Source organism: Neobacillus nitrireducens, from assembly GCF_030915405.1.
In the GTDB taxonomy this organism is placed as follows: Bacteria; Bacillota; Bacilli; order Bacillales; family Cytobacillaceae; genus Neobacillus.
This window is the reverse complement of the sequence record NZ_CP133262.1, coordinates 1,171,133-1,186,844: the sequence shown is the minus strand read 5'-3', so window position 1 is coordinate 1,186,844 and position 15,712 is coordinate 1,171,133. Positions and strand designations below refer to the sequence as shown.

The 15,712-nt window shown below is 38.3% G+C and carries 13 protein-coding genes and 1 pseudogene; 10 read left to right on the top strand and 4 right to left on the bottom strand.

All coding sequences use genetic code 11. The annotated features are described in order from the left end of the window. Window positions 1-40 precede the first annotated feature (40 nt). Window positions 41-708: pseudogene (locus tag RCG22_RS05770) on the top strand (transposase); the annotation flags it as partial. A 445-nt stretch (window positions 709-1,153) separates the two neighbouring features. Here the strand turns inward: RCG22_RS05770 and RCG22_RS05765 are convergent. Next, a complete protein-coding gene (locus tag RCG22_RS05765; protein WP_308106117.1) occupies window positions 1,154-1,492 on the bottom strand; it encodes a replicative helicase loader/inhibitor in 339 nt (112 codons plus the stop codon). A gap of 153 nt (window positions 1,493-1,645) precedes the next feature. After that, the gene (gene gltC, locus RCG22_RS05760) at window positions 1,646-2,557 is read right to left on the bottom strand and encodes a glutamate biosynthesis transcriptional regulator GltC (protein WP_098261358.1); all 912 of its coding nucleotides are present in this window, start codon (window positions 2,555-2,557) and stop codon (window positions 1,646-1,648) included. 146 nt (window positions 2,558-2,703) lie between these two features. On the opposite strand from gltC, the gene gdhA reads away from it, so the two are divergent. Next, window positions 2,704-4,086 (top strand): NADP-specific glutamate dehydrogenase, encoded by a 1,383-nt coding sequence (gdhA, locus tag RCG22_RS05755; protein ID WP_308106116.1) that lies wholly within the window; start codon window positions 2,704-2,706, stop codon window positions 4,084-4,086. 46 nt (window positions 4,087-4,132) lie between these two features. Here the strand turns inward: gdhA and RCG22_RS05750 are convergent, their stop codons facing one another. Continuing rightward, a complete protein-coding gene (locus tag RCG22_RS05750) occupies window positions 4,133-4,678 on the bottom strand; it encodes a TetR/AcrR family transcriptional regulator (RefSeq protein ID WP_308106115.1) in 546 nt (181 codons plus the stop codon). 235 nt (window positions 4,679-4,913) lie between these two features. Here RCG22_RS05750 and RCG22_RS05745 point away from each other — a divergent pair, with 235 nt between their 5' ends. Next, window positions 4,914-7,997 (top strand): MMPL family transporter, encoded by a 3,084-nt coding sequence (locus RCG22_RS05745; protein WP_308106114.1) that lies wholly within the window; start codon window positions 4,914-4,916, stop codon window positions 7,995-7,997. A 237-nt stretch (window positions 7,998-8,234) separates the two neighbouring features. Here RCG22_RS05745 and RCG22_RS05740 read toward each other — a convergent pair whose 3' ends face one another. Next, window positions 8,235-8,933 (bottom strand): hypothetical protein, encoded by a 699-nt coding sequence (locus RCG22_RS05740; RefSeq protein WP_308106113.1) that lies wholly within the window; start codon window positions 8,931-8,933, stop codon window positions 8,235-8,237. A 314-nt stretch (window positions 8,934-9,247) separates the two neighbouring features. Here RCG22_RS05740 and thrC point away from each other — a divergent pair, with 314 nt between their 5' ends. From thrC to RCG22_RS25490, 7 genes are all read left to right on the top strand, one after another. Beyond that, complete coding sequence (gene thrC, locus RCG22_RS05735) at window positions 9,248-10,651, top strand: threonine synthase (protein ID WP_308106112.1); 1,404 nt, start codon at window positions 9,248-9,250, stop codon at window positions 10,649-10,651. A 233-nt stretch (window positions 10,652-10,884) separates the two neighbouring features. Further along, a complete protein-coding gene (locus RCG22_RS05730) occupies window positions 10,885-11,499 on the top strand; it encodes a DNA-3-methyladenine glycosylase (RefSeq protein ID WP_308106111.1) in 615 nt (204 codons plus the stop codon). Window positions 11,500-11,536: 37 nt separating this feature from the next. After that, a complete protein-coding gene (locus RCG22_RS05725) occupies window positions 11,537-12,319 on the top strand; it encodes a 2-keto-4-pentenoate hydratase (protein ID WP_308106110.1) in 783 nt (260 codons plus the stop codon). Between the two features lie 24 nt (window positions 12,320-12,343). Continuing rightward, window positions 12,344-12,526, top strand: a complete 183-nt coding sequence (locus RCG22_RS05720) for a 4-oxalocrotonate tautomerase (protein ID WP_308106109.1) — start codon at window positions 12,344-12,346, stop codon at window positions 12,524-12,526. A gap of 172 nt (window positions 12,527-12,698) precedes the next feature. Beyond that, a complete protein-coding gene (locus RCG22_RS05715; protein WP_308106108.1) occupies window positions 12,699-13,715 on the top strand; it encodes a GlgC family sugar phosphate nucleotidyltransferase in 1,017 nt (338 codons plus the stop codon). Between the two features lie 7 nt (window positions 13,716-13,722). After that, on the top strand, window positions 13,723-15,168 hold the full coding sequence (glgA, locus tag RCG22_RS05710) for a glycogen synthase GlgA (protein ID WP_374049429.1): 1,446 nt from the start codon (window positions 13,723-13,725) through the stop codon (window positions 15,166-15,168). Window positions 15,169-15,477: 309 nt separating this feature from the next. After that, window positions 15,478-15,648 carry a YuzK family famiily protein gene (locus tag RCG22_RS25490; protein WP_488655917.1) on the top strand — a complete coding sequence of 57 codons (171 nt, stop codon included), beginning with the start codon at window positions 15,478-15,480 and terminating at the stop codon, window positions 15,646-15,648. Window positions 15,649-15,712: the final 64 nt, after the last annotated feature.

Here is a 15,712-nt window from a genome sequence, read left to right as displayed (position 1 = left end):
TTAATGATCTACCAATATCTAATAAAAAGTGGTGAAATCAATGTTTAAGCCAAAAGAATCTAGCCAAAATGAATATGAATTTGTTTCAATTGATGAATTAGTTCCTGATTATCACCTTATTCGTTTGATTGATAAATTTATTGATTTTTCTTTCCTTCTTGAAAAAGTTCGTCCGTTTTATAGTAATGACAATGGACGCTCTTCCGACCCACTTATTCTATTTAAAATGATGTTTATTGGTTATATTTACGGTATCCGTTTAGAAAGACAATTACAAAGAGAAATTGAAATGAATGTTGCTTACCGCTGGTTTTGAGGTTTGAAGTTCAAAGATCCTGTTCCACACCACTCTACGACCAGTTGGAATCGCCAGCACCTATTTAATTGTACCGATATTTTTCAGGAATTATTTGATGAAATCGTCCTTCATGCAATGAACCACAAGATGGTAGGTGGTCGTGTCATATTTTCGGATTCTACCCATTTGAATATTTTAATGAATTAAATAAAGCCGTTGAAGTGGATAGAATAGCGCACGGCAAAAAGCCGTTAAATGAAAAGAAGGAAACAAAAGAAACTCAAACAAGTACCACTAATCCTGAATGTGGTTTTATGTCTCGCGAAAATAAGCAGGAAATGTTTTGTTATCTTGATCACCGGACTACTGATATGAAATTTAACATTATTACCGATGTATATGTTACTCCATGAAATGTTCATGATTCAGGGGCTTCGCTATTGCTGGTTACGGGGATTAAAGAAAGCAAGTGAATAGGCTCTCCTTACGGCAGCCTGCCAAAATATGAAAAAGATTGCCACCCACTTAGCCAAGTTGGAAAAATTGTGTGGCGATTCTTCAGGTTGATTTCTCCCAGTTGATTTGCGCGGAAGGCACGAAGACTCCTGCGGGAGTACGGGGCAGGGGAGACCCCGCAGGCGCTTCAGCGCCGAGGAGGCTCCCCGGCACGCCCGCGGAAAGCGAAGTGCCTGGAGCGCAAATCAACAGGACAATTAGCAGGGACAAAAATCAATAATTGGTTTCGGTGAAAAGAAAAATTGCCGAGAAAAGCACCCTTTCTCGACAATCTGAGTCCCACTTTCATATCGAAAGTGGGACTTTTTTTATGTATAAGGGGAAAAAATGCCCTCTGCTTCAAACAGATTTTCGAGCTGAATATTCGGCAAGCCATTCTGGTAATGTATTTTGTTGGTTAGGTTTGCGTTCGCGATCCATTCTCTCCCGGCATTTCTTCATCCATTTTTGTAATGTTTCCGGAAAATCATTTTCTTCAAACGGGAATACAGCAATATCGGCAATCGCAGGTGGAAAAGGACTTTTTCGAATGTGGATTTTCACCTTCGTCATTACCTTTTCATAATCCATTTCAGAACAAAATTGGAACCATTGCTGGACCGTCTCGTCCTTAAATACGCAGTTGGGATAAACCGATTCAATAAGTATTAAAAGCTTGACTGCCTCTTCCTTGGTCATTGCGATTCCTCCTCTAATACAATTATCCCCTTATTAATTAGCCGATCCACCCGGTCAGACATGGATTCATTCTTTGAGTTTTTTCATTTGTTTCCTATTTTCCATAGCTTCTAGTATTGGCTAGATGCCAATTAGCAATACAGGTGCAATTTTTTAGTTTCGAAACTCATTTAATCTTTTATAGGTTTCAAGCAGGAAATCATAAAATAATGCTTCGGTAGGAAGCAGTTTACGATGGGTCGGGTAGATGACACCGACTGTTCGTGTGAGGTTCACATCTGAAATAGGAATCACAACAGTGGACCGCGGTGTGTTATCTACCAAGGTCATCTCTGGCATCAATGCTACCCCCAAACCTGCAGAGACTAACCCTTTTAATGCATCAATATCCTTTCCTTCAAAAGCAATTTGAGGTGGAAAACCTGCAGCATAACATGCTTTCACAACCTGTTCGCGGAATACCAACCCTTCAGGAAGGACACAAAATGGGTCACTTCTTAAATCCCTCAGACGAATTGATTCTCGGTCAGATAATGGATGATGAAGAGGGAGGAGGGCGACGATATTTTCTGTAAAAAGAGTCGCGCCTTTAATTTTTGTCTCTTTTTCCTGATTGGGCATAGGGGCAATCATGGCCAAATTATATTCACCATTTATAACACCATCAATTAAATCATAATAAAGGGCATTGCTCATTTGAAATTTCGCTTCTGGGTAGCGAGTGCGAAAAGCGTATATTATGGATGGCAATGTATGGGCCGCCATGCTAATTGGGAATGCAATTCGAACGGTTCCTTTTTCAGGATTTAAATTTTCTTCTACTTCTCTCTTTGCATCCTCCATTAAATTCCACACTTGCTTCATTCGTTCATAAAAAATTCTGCCAAGAGGGGTTAATTTAACGCTTCTTCCCTCACGGATAAAAAGTTTCACACCTAATTCGTCTTCTAAATTGAAGATTTGTCTGCTAACCGAAGATTGGGCAACGTGTAAGGCGTTTGCTGCTTCTGTAACATGCTCTCTTTTTGCCACTTCTAGGAAATATTGAATTTGCCTCGTCTCCATTTTTTTTCACTCCAGCTTAATGCGTTAAACGCATGAATATCATCGAAAATCGAGATTGAAACTATTAATTATAAAATTATAAAATAAAAACAAATATAAAAAAAGGGAATCTTCTCAACTTTAAAATTTATTAGGGGCTGAATGCGATGAAAATGCTGGACAGAATAGAAGAGAATCAAATACAAATCGTTAAAAATTATGTAAATCGATTATATAAAACTGTTCAATTACGTAATCCAAATGAAGAGGAATTCCAGCAGGCTGTTAAAGAAGTTCTTGAATCTTTAGTCCCTGTCCTTGTGAAAAATCCGAATTATATCAAACAAGCAGTTATAGAAAGAATAATCGAACCAGAGCGATTGATAACCTTTCGAGTTCCATGGGTGGATGACCAAGGGAAGGTACAAGTGAATCGCGGATTTCGTGTTCAATTTAATAGTGCGATTGGACCTTATAAGGGTGGACTACGATTTCACCCTTCCGTTAATGCAAGCATCATAAAATTCCTCGGGTTTGAGCAAATCTTCAAAAACTCATTAACCGGTCAGCCTATTGGTGGTGGAAAAGGCGGTTCAGACTTTGACCCTAAAGGGAAATCAGATTTAGAAATTATGCGTTTCTGTCAGAGCTTTATGACAGAGCTTAGTAGATACATTGGACCGGATGTCGACGTGCCCGCCGGGGATATTGGAGTAGGGTCGAGAGAGATAGGTTATTTGTTCGGACAATATAAAAAATTAAAAGGCGCATTTGAAGCAGGGGTTTTAACTGGAAAAGGCATTGGGTATGGGGGAAGCTTAGGACGGAAAGAAGCGACCGGATATGGGTTAGTATATTTTGTCGAGGAAATGCTCAAGGATAAGGGTTTGAGCTTTGAAGGGAGTACAGTGGTAGTATCTGGTTCAGGAAATGTTTCTATTTATGCAATCGAAAAAGCCATACAGTATGGTGCAAAAGTGGTAGCATGCAGTGATTCAAGCGGCTATGTTTATGATCCAAACGGCATAAACCTAGATACAGTTAAACGATTAAAAGAAATCGAGAATAAAAGAATTTATGAATATGTGAAAGAACATCCAAATGCAATCTACCAAGAAGGGTGTTCAGGTATATGGACGATCCCATGCGATATTGCTTTACCATGTGCAACGCAAAATGAAATAAATAAGGAAGCGGCAGATATATTAGTTTCGAATGGGGTAAAAGCAGTGGGCGAAGGTGCAAATATGCCTTCTACACTTGCAGCCATCGATATGTTTATTGATCACCACGTTTTATTTGCTCCAGCGAAAGCCGCAAATGCAGGCGGAGTTGCAGTCTCCGCGTTAGAAATGGCACAAAATAGTGCAAGATTATCTTGGACACAAGAAGAAGTTGATTTGAAATTACAAGACATCATGAAAGATATTTATTATAAGAGTATGAAAGCATCAGAAGACTATGATGCTCCAGGCAATCTTGTTGTAGGGGCTAATATCGCTGGATTCGTAAAAGTGGCTGATGCAATGATTGCACAGGGTATTATATAAATCTTACAACGATGAAAGGTCACTAATCGTGGCCTTTTTGTTGTGATCAAGTCTCGTACAAACTTTCTAAGATACGTATCACTTCTCTAGCAGGAATTTTCATATCATCATTTATCCATTTTCGTATGATTTCAATTGTTCCTCCCGTTACATAGGTGAAATAATATTCTAATTGAGTCTCGTTCGCCATAGGGAATTGTTTTTTTATATCTTCTATTTTTTTTTCATAAGCAGAATTCAATAGGGTGCTTAGGACATAAGAGCTATTTTTTTCATTAAAAAGTATTTTACAAAACTCTTTATTTTCGAGGATCAAATTGAATATTTCATTTAACATATTTTGGAGAGATTCGTCCCCAGAAATATTTATGGTACTCATCATTTTCTCTATCATTTCTTCCTCAATACTTCTCATTAAATCAAACGGATCATTGTAATAGGAATAAAAAGTTCCACGATTAATATCTGCTTCCTTGCAAATATCGGTAACTGTAATTTTATTAAGGGGTTTTTCTTGAAGCAGCATTAAAAAAGCATCAATCATTACTTTTTTGCTATACAATGTTCGCCGGTTTCCTTTAATTCCAACCATATTCTGCTCCTCCTCTAAAAAGAACCAAAACTTCTCAATGGCTTTTATTAAACAATGTAATAAATATTTGTACGTTTAATAACACATGTATTCAAATTGCTTATTGTTACCTCCCATTAGATTTAATATACTTTTTTCATGCCATTAAATCAACAATGTGTTTAAATAATAACTCGTTGTTTGAACGTGTTGTATGAAAAAATTTATTACGAAATTAGCTGGGAGGATATATAAGATGAGAAAGATTATAAAAGGCCGTTGGGCCATTTTCTCTATATGGCTAATCGCGACGATCGTGCTTACAGTCATTCAGCCAGACATCAATGCAATATTAAGACAAAAAGGGCAGCAGGGTGCAAATAACAACAGCCCCTCCGTGGTCGCCGATCATATTCTAAAGAAGATTGATACTGCAAAAGGTACTAACGATCTGATTGTTTTTTATGATAAGGATAAAATTTCAGATAATGAAATGGACAAAATCGGTGACGCTGTCAAGGATATTAGCGATAGCAGCACATTGCTAGGGATTACAGATATGATTGATCCTTTCAGTATGCCGGATGCCAAAAGCTCATTAGTTTCTAAAGATGGCACCACTCTAATGGTCAGCTTTAAGCTTGATAAGAAATCAAGAGAAATAGATGATATAAAAAAAGAACTGGATAAAGAACTCAGTCAAGTTCCTGTGAAATACTATCTAAGCGGTGAAGACTTTATCAATAATGATTATCTGAAGGCATCTCAAGGTGGTGTCGAGAAAAGTGCTGCATTGACAGTTATCTTTATTTTAGTCGTACTGGTCATTGCCTTTAGGTCAGTAGTTACTCCTTTGATCTCTTTAGTGGCTGTAGCCTTTTCCTATCTTTGTTCGATGGGAATTGCCGCTCAATTAATTGATAAAGCAGGATTTCCGATTACAAGTCTGACGCAAATGCTTCTAATACTGATTCTCTTTGGGATAGGTACAGATTACAACATCCTACTATTTAATCGATTTAGAGAAGAGTTATCTCAAGGCCACTCGATCGATGAATCAATCGTAAACACCTATAAAACGGCAGGAAAAACAATTGCTTATAGTATTCTCACTGTTTTTATTGCTTTCCTTGCACTTGTTTTTGCTGAATCACCCATTTATAAATCCGGGGTTGTCGTGGTAATTGGTGTAACAATCCTTTTACTGGAAATCTTGACCCTAACCCCTCTCATCATGAAAGTGTTAGGCCAAAAACTTTTCTGGCCTTCCAAAAATGTATTGGGTCATAAGGAAAACAAATTCTGGGGTAAAACATCCTCCTATGCAACAAAGCATCCTCTCCTGCCAGTGCTCGTAATTCTTTTGATCATCGGGCCGATGGTGTATTTACATGAGGAAAAGCTTAACTTTGATACCATTGGTGAACTTGGAAATAAATATCCTTCGACTAAAGGTTTTAATTTAATTGCGGAGCATTTTGGTAAAGGCCAGGCCATGCCTGCTACTGTAGCAATTGAACATAGTGAAGCCCTGGATACAAATGAATCGCTTGCCGTAATTGATAACTTAACCGAAAGACTGAAGCGAATTAAAGGTGTGAAACAAGTTTCTTCCGTAACACAACCTCAAGGAAAGCAAATTGAGGATTTCTACGTCGATAGTCAAATGGGGGCCGTTACGGATGGGATTTCAAAAACTCAAAATGGTGTGGACCAAATAAATGATGGATTAAAGCTGGCTCAAGACAAACTGGGATCAGCGGACTTTTCAAAGGTAAGTCAAATGGTGGATGGCACGGCAAAGCTACAAGATGGTGTGGCTGCCTTAACCAATGGATTAAAGCAAATCCAAGCTGGTATCGATGATGGGGCAAGTAATTCCCAAACAATCAGCAATGGTATAGCTGCAATAGAAACGAATCTCTCCAAGATGAGTAATGGGATTGCAGTATTAGCTGATAATTATGGAAAAATGCAGGCTGGGTACAAAGAGATGGGAACTCACTACCAAGATGCAGCGAACGCTCTTCTTGGCGTAAAAGGTGCACTATCTCAAATGCAATTAATGGTGGATGCTCTAGGAAATAGTTATTCAGATTCTAAGAGTGACGCTAATTACCAGGCATTAAAGCAAACCATCGATCAGTTATCTTCATCTTTAAATCAAATGACACCGGAAGGAATACAAACATTAAATGAAAATTATAATGCCGTAACTTCTGGTTTTGGTACAGCCAATAAAAACCTGGAAAGAATAAGCGGCGGTCTATCCCAAATGGCTGATGGTTTGAAAAAACTCGAAAGCGGTCTTGGGAAAGCATCTTCAGGAATAGGCACAATCGTTACAAATATGAATAATGTAACCAATGGGCTGGGTCAGATGAAATCAGGTCAGCAACAACTTGTAGACGGCCTCAATGGATTCAGCACCTTTGGCGAAAAGCTGTTCGATGTTAATGGCGGATTGGAGCAAATTTCTGACGGATTAGGACAAACGAACGGTTTCTTAACGCAATTTAAAACAAATAAAACTTTCTTTATTCCAAAGGAAGCGTTGACGGACAAAAACTTCAAAAAATCATTAGACGCGTTTATGTCCAAAGATCGAAAAATCACGAAAATGATTATTGTATTAAAAGCTGACCCTTATTCAAAAGAAGCTTTAACTACAATCAATAAAATAAATTCAACCGTTTCAACTGGACTTAAAGGCACAGGCCTTTCACAGGCAAAGTCTGGGGTTTCAGGACCAAGTGCCACAACAAATGATATGAATAATATATTGAGCCGTGATCTAAATAAAACAACAGCTATCGTGATTATCGGAGTATTACTTGTGCTGTTCTTTGTAATTAGATCTTTCTGGATTCCGATTTTCATCACGGGGTCTCTCCTAGGAGCATACTATTCAGCCATGTATATGATCAATTATATTTTCATAGATTTAATGGGATATGAAGGTATCTCTTCGTTCGTTCCATTTTTCTCATTCATTATCATTGTGGCCCTGGGAGTGGACTACAGTATATTCCTGATGATGCGCTTTAAGGAGTATCCACTGTTATCGCCAAAAGAGGCAATCGTACTGGCTTCGCGGCAGACAGGCGGGGTAATCATATCCGCGGTCATCATACTTGGCGGTACTTTTGCTACTCTGATGCCTTCCGGAATTTTGCTTCTTTTTGAATTGGCAATAGCTGTTATTACAGGCCTTGTAGTGCTTTGCTTTGTCCTGCTTCCTGTCTTTTTGCCGGCAATGATCGCTCTCCCAGATGCACTTGCCAATTTATTTTCAAGGAAAAAGGCAGATGACTTAGATTTCGAGGAAAATGTAATATAAGTACTATGTTTCACATCATTAAATGTCTGCATATGTAATTATTTGGACAGTAAAAAGGACTTAACTCCCTGGTTAAGTCCTTATTTTATATGAATTCAATCGTTTTCCTTAGTCAATTAGGCTTACAGCCAATTATTTATTCCTTTCCTAAAGATTAATTATCGAAAAGGATTATCCATTTAATCCTTTTGTTTCGATTTTACTAGTATGAAGTTTTTTCAAAAAGGACAATCCTAATCAACACCTCCTCATCCTTAAATTGGATTGGTTCTGATCACCCGGACCGATGAAATCTAATGCGGCAGGAGAAAATACTATAAATTTTCTTTTACTGCCCTCGAAAGCTATTCGGATTGGTGCATAAACTTTATGATCCTGAAAGATATTGCCTCCCCGGATGATCCTCTTTTTATTCTTGTCTACGAAGACAGCCATATCTATCTTTCTATCTGTGTTAACATTTACATGCTCTTTCACTTTCTCTTTAAGCTGCAATGATCCTTTCACGGTTCTGAGTACTTCTTCTTCGATTGAAGCAACCATTCCCATTTCACGATTATTTACCACCAAGATAAAGTGATAACCTTTTTCCGTTTTCTGTTGCATAATACTTACTTCATTTGTGATAAACGTGACGGATTCTTCGGGTTCTTTTGTGTGTGAGTCTGGAGAGTTTTCTTTTTGCTTAATGACGCGATAAGATGCTTTTGCCCCGATACCTTCTTCTGTGAAGTCAAATGGTTTGATACTTTGTGTGTGTACAAGGTAGACATCATTCACTTTTTCTTTGCTGTTTAATTGGACACATAAAGCAACATCTTCTTTCACCGCCTGTTCCTCGTAGCTCGAGCGAATAGGGACATTCATTTTCATTCCCGGAAATTGAACGAAGATGTAGTGGTAGTTTTTCTTAGGCTGCAGATCCGAAAGTCTCATTAACTCACAACCTTTCCGATTTGTTACAAGGTTATTTTCCCTGTAGGGGTATAATTCAATATCTTTCTCCACATTCCTGTATAATTATGAAGAGTTTTCATCGTCACTTTCTTATGAAATGCGATGGTTCCTGCTAAATTATGAGTAAATCTACTATCGAAACATGTAAAAGGTGATAAAACGCTTTCACAAACGACAATTTATGGACTATTCGCTCAATTGTGGTAAAATAAATTTTATATATTAAAGCCACACAAAAATTATCCCGCTCCAAAATTGATGAACATACAACTAATTTTTATCTGGAGGAAGCTATGAACTTTATTAGTACACGCGGTAATGTAAGTAAAATTGGTTTTATTGATACGGTCTTGATGGGACTCGCCAATGATGGGGGACTTTTAGTACCTGAGAAAATCCCGCAAATTCCTGCAGAAAAGTTGGCTGCAATGTCCAAGTTAACTTATCAGGAATTAGCTTACGAAATCTTTTCCTATTATGTTGATGGTGAAATTCCAGAAGATGAGTTAAAGGCATTAATTGAGAAAAGCTATGCAACGTTTCGCCACCCAGAGGTCACACCTATTCAAAAACTGAAGGATAACATGTATGTGCTTGAACTTTTCCATGGCCCGACATTTGCTTTTAAAGATATTGCCCTGCAATTCTTAGGAAATTTATATTCTTATGTATCCAAAAAGACAGGTGAATCGGTTCATATTCTCGGCGCTACTTCAGGGGATACGGGTGCCTCAGCGATTGAGGGCGTCAAAGGAAAAGAAGGCATTCGCATTTGTATTTTGCACCCCCATGGCAAAGTAAGTAAGGTGCAAGAATTACAAATGACCACGGTTGATGACAAAAGTGTATTAAATTTAGCAATAAAAGGAACGTTTGATGATGGTCAAAGAATCATCAAAGAATTGTTCGCAGATGTAGAGTTCAAAAATAAATACCATTTACGTGCGATTAATTCCATTAACTTTGTTCGGATCATGGCGCAAACGGTTTATTATTTTTATGCGTATTTCCAATTGAAAAAAGAGATGGATTTAAAGAATGTTAACTTTAGTGTGCCTACTGGAAATTTTGGAGATATTTTCGCGGGTTACCTAGCCAAAAAAATGGGTCTGCCGGTAGGTAAGCTCATTGTAGCAACAAACGAAAACAATATTTTAGAAGGTTTTATCCGTGATGGTGTATACGAGCCTGGTGAGTTCCAGAGCACCTTTAGCCCTTCGATGGATATCCAAGTAGCTAGCAATTTTGAGCGCTATCTTTATTTCTTGCTTGGAGAAGATTCAAATGAAGTATCCTTGTTAATGGAGAAATTCAAGGCAGAAGGAAAAATTGTCGTGAATGCTGAGCAGCTCTTCCAGGTAAAAGAGGATTTTGCGGCACATGGAGTGGACGGGGGAGAATGCTTACAAACCATCAGTACGTACTATGCTGAAACGAGTTATTTGTTAGACCCACACACGGCTTGTGGAGTTGCTGCCTACGATAAGTGTAATCAACCCAATGAGGTTTGTGTCACACTTGCGACTGCTCACCCGGCAAAATTTAATGAATCCATCGAACGGTGTAATATCGAGCAGACATTCCCTGAGCAAATAAGTCAATTGTTTAATAAACCACAGCATCTAGAAGTGGTTGAGGCAGATAAAGATGAAATTGTACGTAACTTAGAAAAGCTGTTTAGTTTTTCCTCGAAATAAAACAGAAAATTAGATTCATGATAGGTAGAGCCTCTTTTGCTATATTGGTAACCCAATAAGTAAAAGAGGCTCATTTGTCGTTGAAAAGGACCAGTAAATACGTGGAACAATTGTCAAAATGGGGAGTGTAAAGGTACTTGAATTTCTCATTAGGATGCCTATAAGCCATGATTAAAGGGAAGACTGATATACTAAAGATGATAAGAAATTTATTTCTATGGAGGGCATGGATCATGCAAGCATTCCCAAAAAATATTGTCCCATTACCCCAGGATTTTTATGATCAGCCTACGCTTGAACTGGCAAATGCTTTGCTCGGTTGCCTTCTTGTCAAAGAAACAAATGAGGGGATCACTGCGGGTTATATTGTCGAAACAGAGGCTTATCTCGGTCCTAATGACAAAGCTGCTCACAGCTTTAATAACAGGAGGACAGCAAGAACAGAGGTGATGTTCCACCGTTCAGGGCTTGCCTATACATACCAAATGCATACACATTGCCTTTTTAATGTGGTTAGCGGTGGGGAAGGAAGGCCCGAAGCTGTTTTGATCCGGGCCTTGGAACCACAGTACGGGATTGAGGTAATGAAAATCAGAAGGGGCATGGAAAAAAACATCGGGCTAACAAATGGTCCTGGCAAATTGACAAAATCATTAGGCATTACGATGGAGGACTACGGCAGACTACTTTCGCACCCACCTCTATATATTGCTAATGGCTTTAGTCCGGAAAGTAAATCAGTAGGAAAAAGGATTGGAATTGAGAATTCTGGTGAAGCACGGGATTATCCATGGCGTTTCTGGGTTACTAATAATAAGTATGTTTCAAGGCATCAAAAGTCTGAATAAATCAATATTTTTAAACGGAGAAGAGGAGAAATTTATAATGAGTCAATATCAGGATATTGCCAATTACCTTGTTTCAGCGGAGGAGGAGCGGCGTGAAGTTCCCAAGGTAACAGTGAACATAAAGCCCGATTTATCGGTGGAGGAAGCGTATCTTGTTCAACAAGAAATTGTAAACCGCAAATTAAGTGAAGGAAGAAGGATCGTTGGTCCAAAGATGGGGTTAACGAGCTTTGCGAAAATGAAACAAATGGGTATTGAAGAGCCAATCTATGGATATGTGTTTGATTATATGTTGATAGAAAATGGAGGCAAAATCCGTCTAAGTGATTTGATCCATCCCAAAGTGGAGGCAGAGATTGCCTTTGTGATAGGAGAAGATATTGAAGGCCCAGGTATAACAGGTGCTCAGGTTCTCGCCAAAACGGAGTATGTCCTTCCGGCGTTGGAAATTATCGATAGTCGTTTTGAAAACTTCCAATTTACTTTACCGGATGTGATTGCTGATAATGCCTCGACATCACGTGTTGTGTTAGGAACCTCTTTAACAAAACCGGATCAATTTGAACTTGATCTTGTCGGAGCAACGCTTACTATTAATGGCGAAATCAAGGAATTAGGTGCAGGGGCGGTTGTCCTTGCCCACCCAGCCCACTCTGTGGCAATGCTGGCCAATATGCTGGCAAGAAAAGGTGAGAAGGTTCGCAAAGGTGACGTGATTTTAACTGGCGGTATAACAGCTGCTGTCAAATTGAACCTCGGCGATGTTGTAAGCGGAAAATTAGATGGGTTTGGAGAAGTATCTTTTACCGTAACGGATTAAATTGTAAAGAGAGCAGGGATTTTAATGCCAATTATTCATGTGCAAATGATGGAAGGTAGACCTAAAGAAAAAGTGGCTGAATTAATTCGCAATGTCACAAACACCGTATCCGAAACATTGGAATCACCGACGGAGAATATAAGAGTCCTTGTAACCGAGATTCCTAAAACACATTGGGGAAAAGCAGGGGAGCCGGTTGGAAAATAAGAAAATGACTGAGCATTTTGGGTTCTAAGTGGATCCAAAGAAGTAATCCGTTTTGGTATAATGAATACAAATAAAGGATGGATTCATTACTTATCGTCGTCCTAAGAAAGAGGTGTTATTCTGTTTGCAAGTCCAGACTAGTTAAAAATACACAGAAAAGGAAGGGAGATCTATGCCGTGTTCCATTCTAGGAATTATTAATGCATCGAATGAGTTTGACACATTTAAAAATTTAACAGCTCATCGTTCTTTGGCATCGCTGCCGTTTGCCGGACGATATCGATTAATTGATTTTATGTTATCAAATATGGTGAATTCGGGAATTACGAATGTGGCAATCTTCACGGGTCAAGAAATTAGGTCGCTTATGGATCATTTGGGGTCGGGCAAGCAATTGGATTTAGACAGAAAGCGTGATGGGTTGTTTGTATTTTCCCCTGAGGGCACATCAAGAACCGAGCGGTTTGGTTCCTTTGCCCATTTTGCAAAAAATAAAACTTATTTCTTACGAAGTAAGCAAAAATACGTAGTAATTACAAATTGCAATACAATTGGACTCATTGATTTCTGTAAAGTTTTAGATCAACATATTGAAACAGAAGCGGATATTACCGAGGTTTTTCATGATGGACAATCACTAAAAACATACATACTAGAAAAAAAATTATTGCTCTCGCTTTTTGAACAGTATAAGAATCAAGGATTTTACAGTATTTTAGATGTAGTGCACGATAAACGCCATCAATTTAAAATTAATTGGTATGAATGGAAAGGCTATATTGCCATAATCGACTCTCTCCAAAGTTACTATCAAACTAGCTTGGAACTACTTCAACCAGCAATATGGCATCAGGTCTTTACAAAGAATGAGCCTATCCTTACGAAGGTAAAGGATGAGCCGCCGACCCAATATAAAAAGGATGCTAAGGTTGCAAATTCGATGATCGCGAATGGATGTACCATTGAAGGGGAAGTGGAGAATAGCATCCTTTTTCGTTCGGTCAAAGTCGGAAAAGGCGCCGTCATCCGTAACTCTATTATTATGCAGAAGTGTCAAATTGGAGAAAACTGTGTACTCGATGGAGTCATTGTCGATAAGGATGTCAAATTTGAAAAGGGTATTCAATTGACCGGAACAGCACAAACACCTTATATTGTAGAAAAAGGTACTGTACAAAAGGGGCGTTGATGAAAAGGTGAAAGTGTTATTTGCAGTATCCGAGTGTGTCCCGTTTGTTAAAACAGGAGGACTTGCAGACGTAGCGGGAGCGCTTCCTAAAGCGTTAAAAAAGTTGGGTACAGAAATCCGAGTGATCCTGCCCAATTATAGTTTAATTCCTGAAAAACTTAAATCATCGTTTCAATTTCTAAAAGCGATCAAGGTGCAGGTAGGATTTCGGAGTCAATATTGCGGTATCCTTACAGCAGAGCATGAGGGGATTACCTATTATCTCATTGATAACGAATATTACTTTTTTCGTGATTCATTATACGGTCATAATGATGATGGAGAACGTTTTTCCTTTTTCTCCAAAGCCATACTAGAGTGTCTGCCTCATTTGGATTTCATCCCTGATGTGATTCATTGTCATGACTGGCATACGGGCATGGTGAATTTTTTATTAGACGCTCATTATCGTGATCATCCAATTTATCAGGAAATTAGAACTGTTTTTACCATTCATAATTTACAATTTCAAGGTATTTTCCCCTATGCTGTCATGAACGAACTGTTGGGATTAGATCATCAATATTATAACGTGGAACAGCTGGAATTTTACGGAAATGTAAACTTTATGAAGGGTGGAATTGTTGCATCTGAGATAGTTACCACGGTCAGCCCAACATATAAAGAGGAAATACAAAATCCCTTTTTTGGTGAAAGACTTGATGGGTTCTTACGAAAGCATAGCCATAAGCTAGTCGGCATTGTCAATTCCATTGACGAGACTTCATATAATCCTAAAACAGACCGTGAAATCGCCTTTTCATATGATATCGATTCGTTAGAGGGGAAAATTGAAAATAAACAAGTTTTGCAGCAATATTTTGGCCTGCCAGAAAAAGAAAGCACGCCAATCATTGCTATGGTGACACGTTTAACAGCGCAAAAGGGCTTAGACTTACTTCTCCATGTATTTCAAAATATGATTCAGGAGGATATCCAATTCATTGTTCTTGGGTCTGGAGATCCTAAATATGAAAATTTCTTTAATCAAATGGAACAGGAATATCCAAATAAGGTAAGGGTATACGTAGGTTTTAATGAGGCATTAGCTCATCAAATATATGCCGGAGCCGATTTGTTTTTAATGCCTTCTCAGTTTGAGCCCTGTGGATTAGGGCAGCTTATTGCCTTGCAATACGGAACCATACCGATTGTTAGAGAAACAGGCGGATTGAATGATACTGTTCAATCCTACAATGAATCTACTGGCTATGGGAGCGGGTTCACTTTTAAGAATTTCAACGCTCATGATATGCTCCATACCATTAGAAGAGCCCTTCATTTTTATCATCAAAAGGAAACTTGGAATCATTTAATTCAAAACGTGATGAGTCAAGATTATAGTTGGTTACAATCTGCTAAGAAATACAATGAAATTTATGAGAAGCTCGTGGTTCACTCAGCATTGGAGTGAAGGAAACTGATTTTATTTATACTGGTTTAGTGGGTATCAAAAGGATTGGAAAAATCATGAATTTCTCTAAATACATCGAATCGGTAACTATATGGAAGGATCTGGCTAGAATTGTTAGGATGTCAGTGATATATTCTTGAATTGGAATGTCATCCCTATATATGTGAAAATACACCGTTTTTTCGACTTTGTGCTGCGTGCAATTCAATGTTAACATGAAAACTAAGTTAACTAACAATTCGCCATGTGAAACAAAACTGAAAGGAATGATTTGTTATTAATCATTTACAATTAAGTTATACGAGCGAAATGGAAAAAGCTTTGCATAGTGCTCATGGTATAGGTTATGAAGTCTATAGTAGAAACCATACAGTGAGAATGAGAGTCGAAAAACAGCGTAAAATGGATTATATTAAGTGTAGGAGATTGGTAGCAGATTTAGACCGACTTGTTCATTATAATAACCGTTTAAAAATATGAATAAAAAGGGAAACCAATGTGAATGAACACTGGTTTCCCTTTTTTCTGTCAACTAAAAGCAAAG

Excerpts from the sequence above, each read along its gene's own strand:
- RCG22_RS05715 (WP_308106108.1), top strand. The coding sequence starts at position 12,699 with ATGCCGTGTTCCATTCTAGGAATTATTAATGCATCGAATGAGTTTGAC.
- RCG22_RS05720 (WP_308106109.1), top strand. The coding sequence starts at position 12,344 with ATGCCAATTATTCATGTGCAAATGATGGAAGGTAGACCTAAAGAAAAA.
- RCG22_RS25490 (WP_488655917.1), top strand. The coding sequence starts at position 15,478 with ATGGAAAAAGCTTTGCATAGTGCTCATGGTATAGGTTATGAAGTCTAT.
- thrC (WP_308106112.1), top strand. The coding sequence starts at position 9,248 with ATGAACTTTATTAGTACACGCGGTAATGTAAGTAAAATTGGTTTTATT.
- gdhA (WP_308106116.1), top strand. The coding sequence starts at position 2,704 with ATGAAAATGCTGGACAGAATAGAAGAGAATCAAATACAAATCGTTAAA.
- RCG22_RS05740 (WP_308106113.1), bottom strand. The coding sequence starts at position 8,933 with ATGAGACTTTCGGATCTGCAGCCTAAGAAAAACTACCACTACATCTTC.
- gltC (WP_098261358.1), bottom strand. The coding sequence starts at position 2,557 with ATGGAGACGAGGCAAATTCAATATTTCCTAGAAGTGGCAAAAAGAGAG.
- RCG22_RS05745 (WP_308106114.1), top strand. The coding sequence starts at position 4,914 with ATGAGAAAGATTATAAAAGGCCGTTGGGCCATTTTCTCTATATGGCTA.
- RCG22_RS05750 (WP_308106115.1), bottom strand. The coding sequence starts at position 4,678 with ATGGTTGGAATTAAAGGAAACCGGCGAACATTGTATAGCAAAAAAGTA.
- RCG22_RS05765 (WP_308106117.1), bottom strand. The coding sequence starts at position 1,492 with ATGACCAAGGAAGAGGCAGTCAAGCTTTTAATACTTATTGAATCGGTT.
- RCG22_RS05725 (WP_308106110.1), top strand. The coding sequence starts at position 11,537 with ATGAGTCAATATCAGGATATTGCCAATTACCTTGTTTCAGCGGAGGAG.
- RCG22_RS05730 (WP_308106111.1), top strand. The coding sequence starts at position 10,885 with ATGCAAGCATTCCCAAAAAATATTGTCCCATTACCCCAGGATTTTTAT.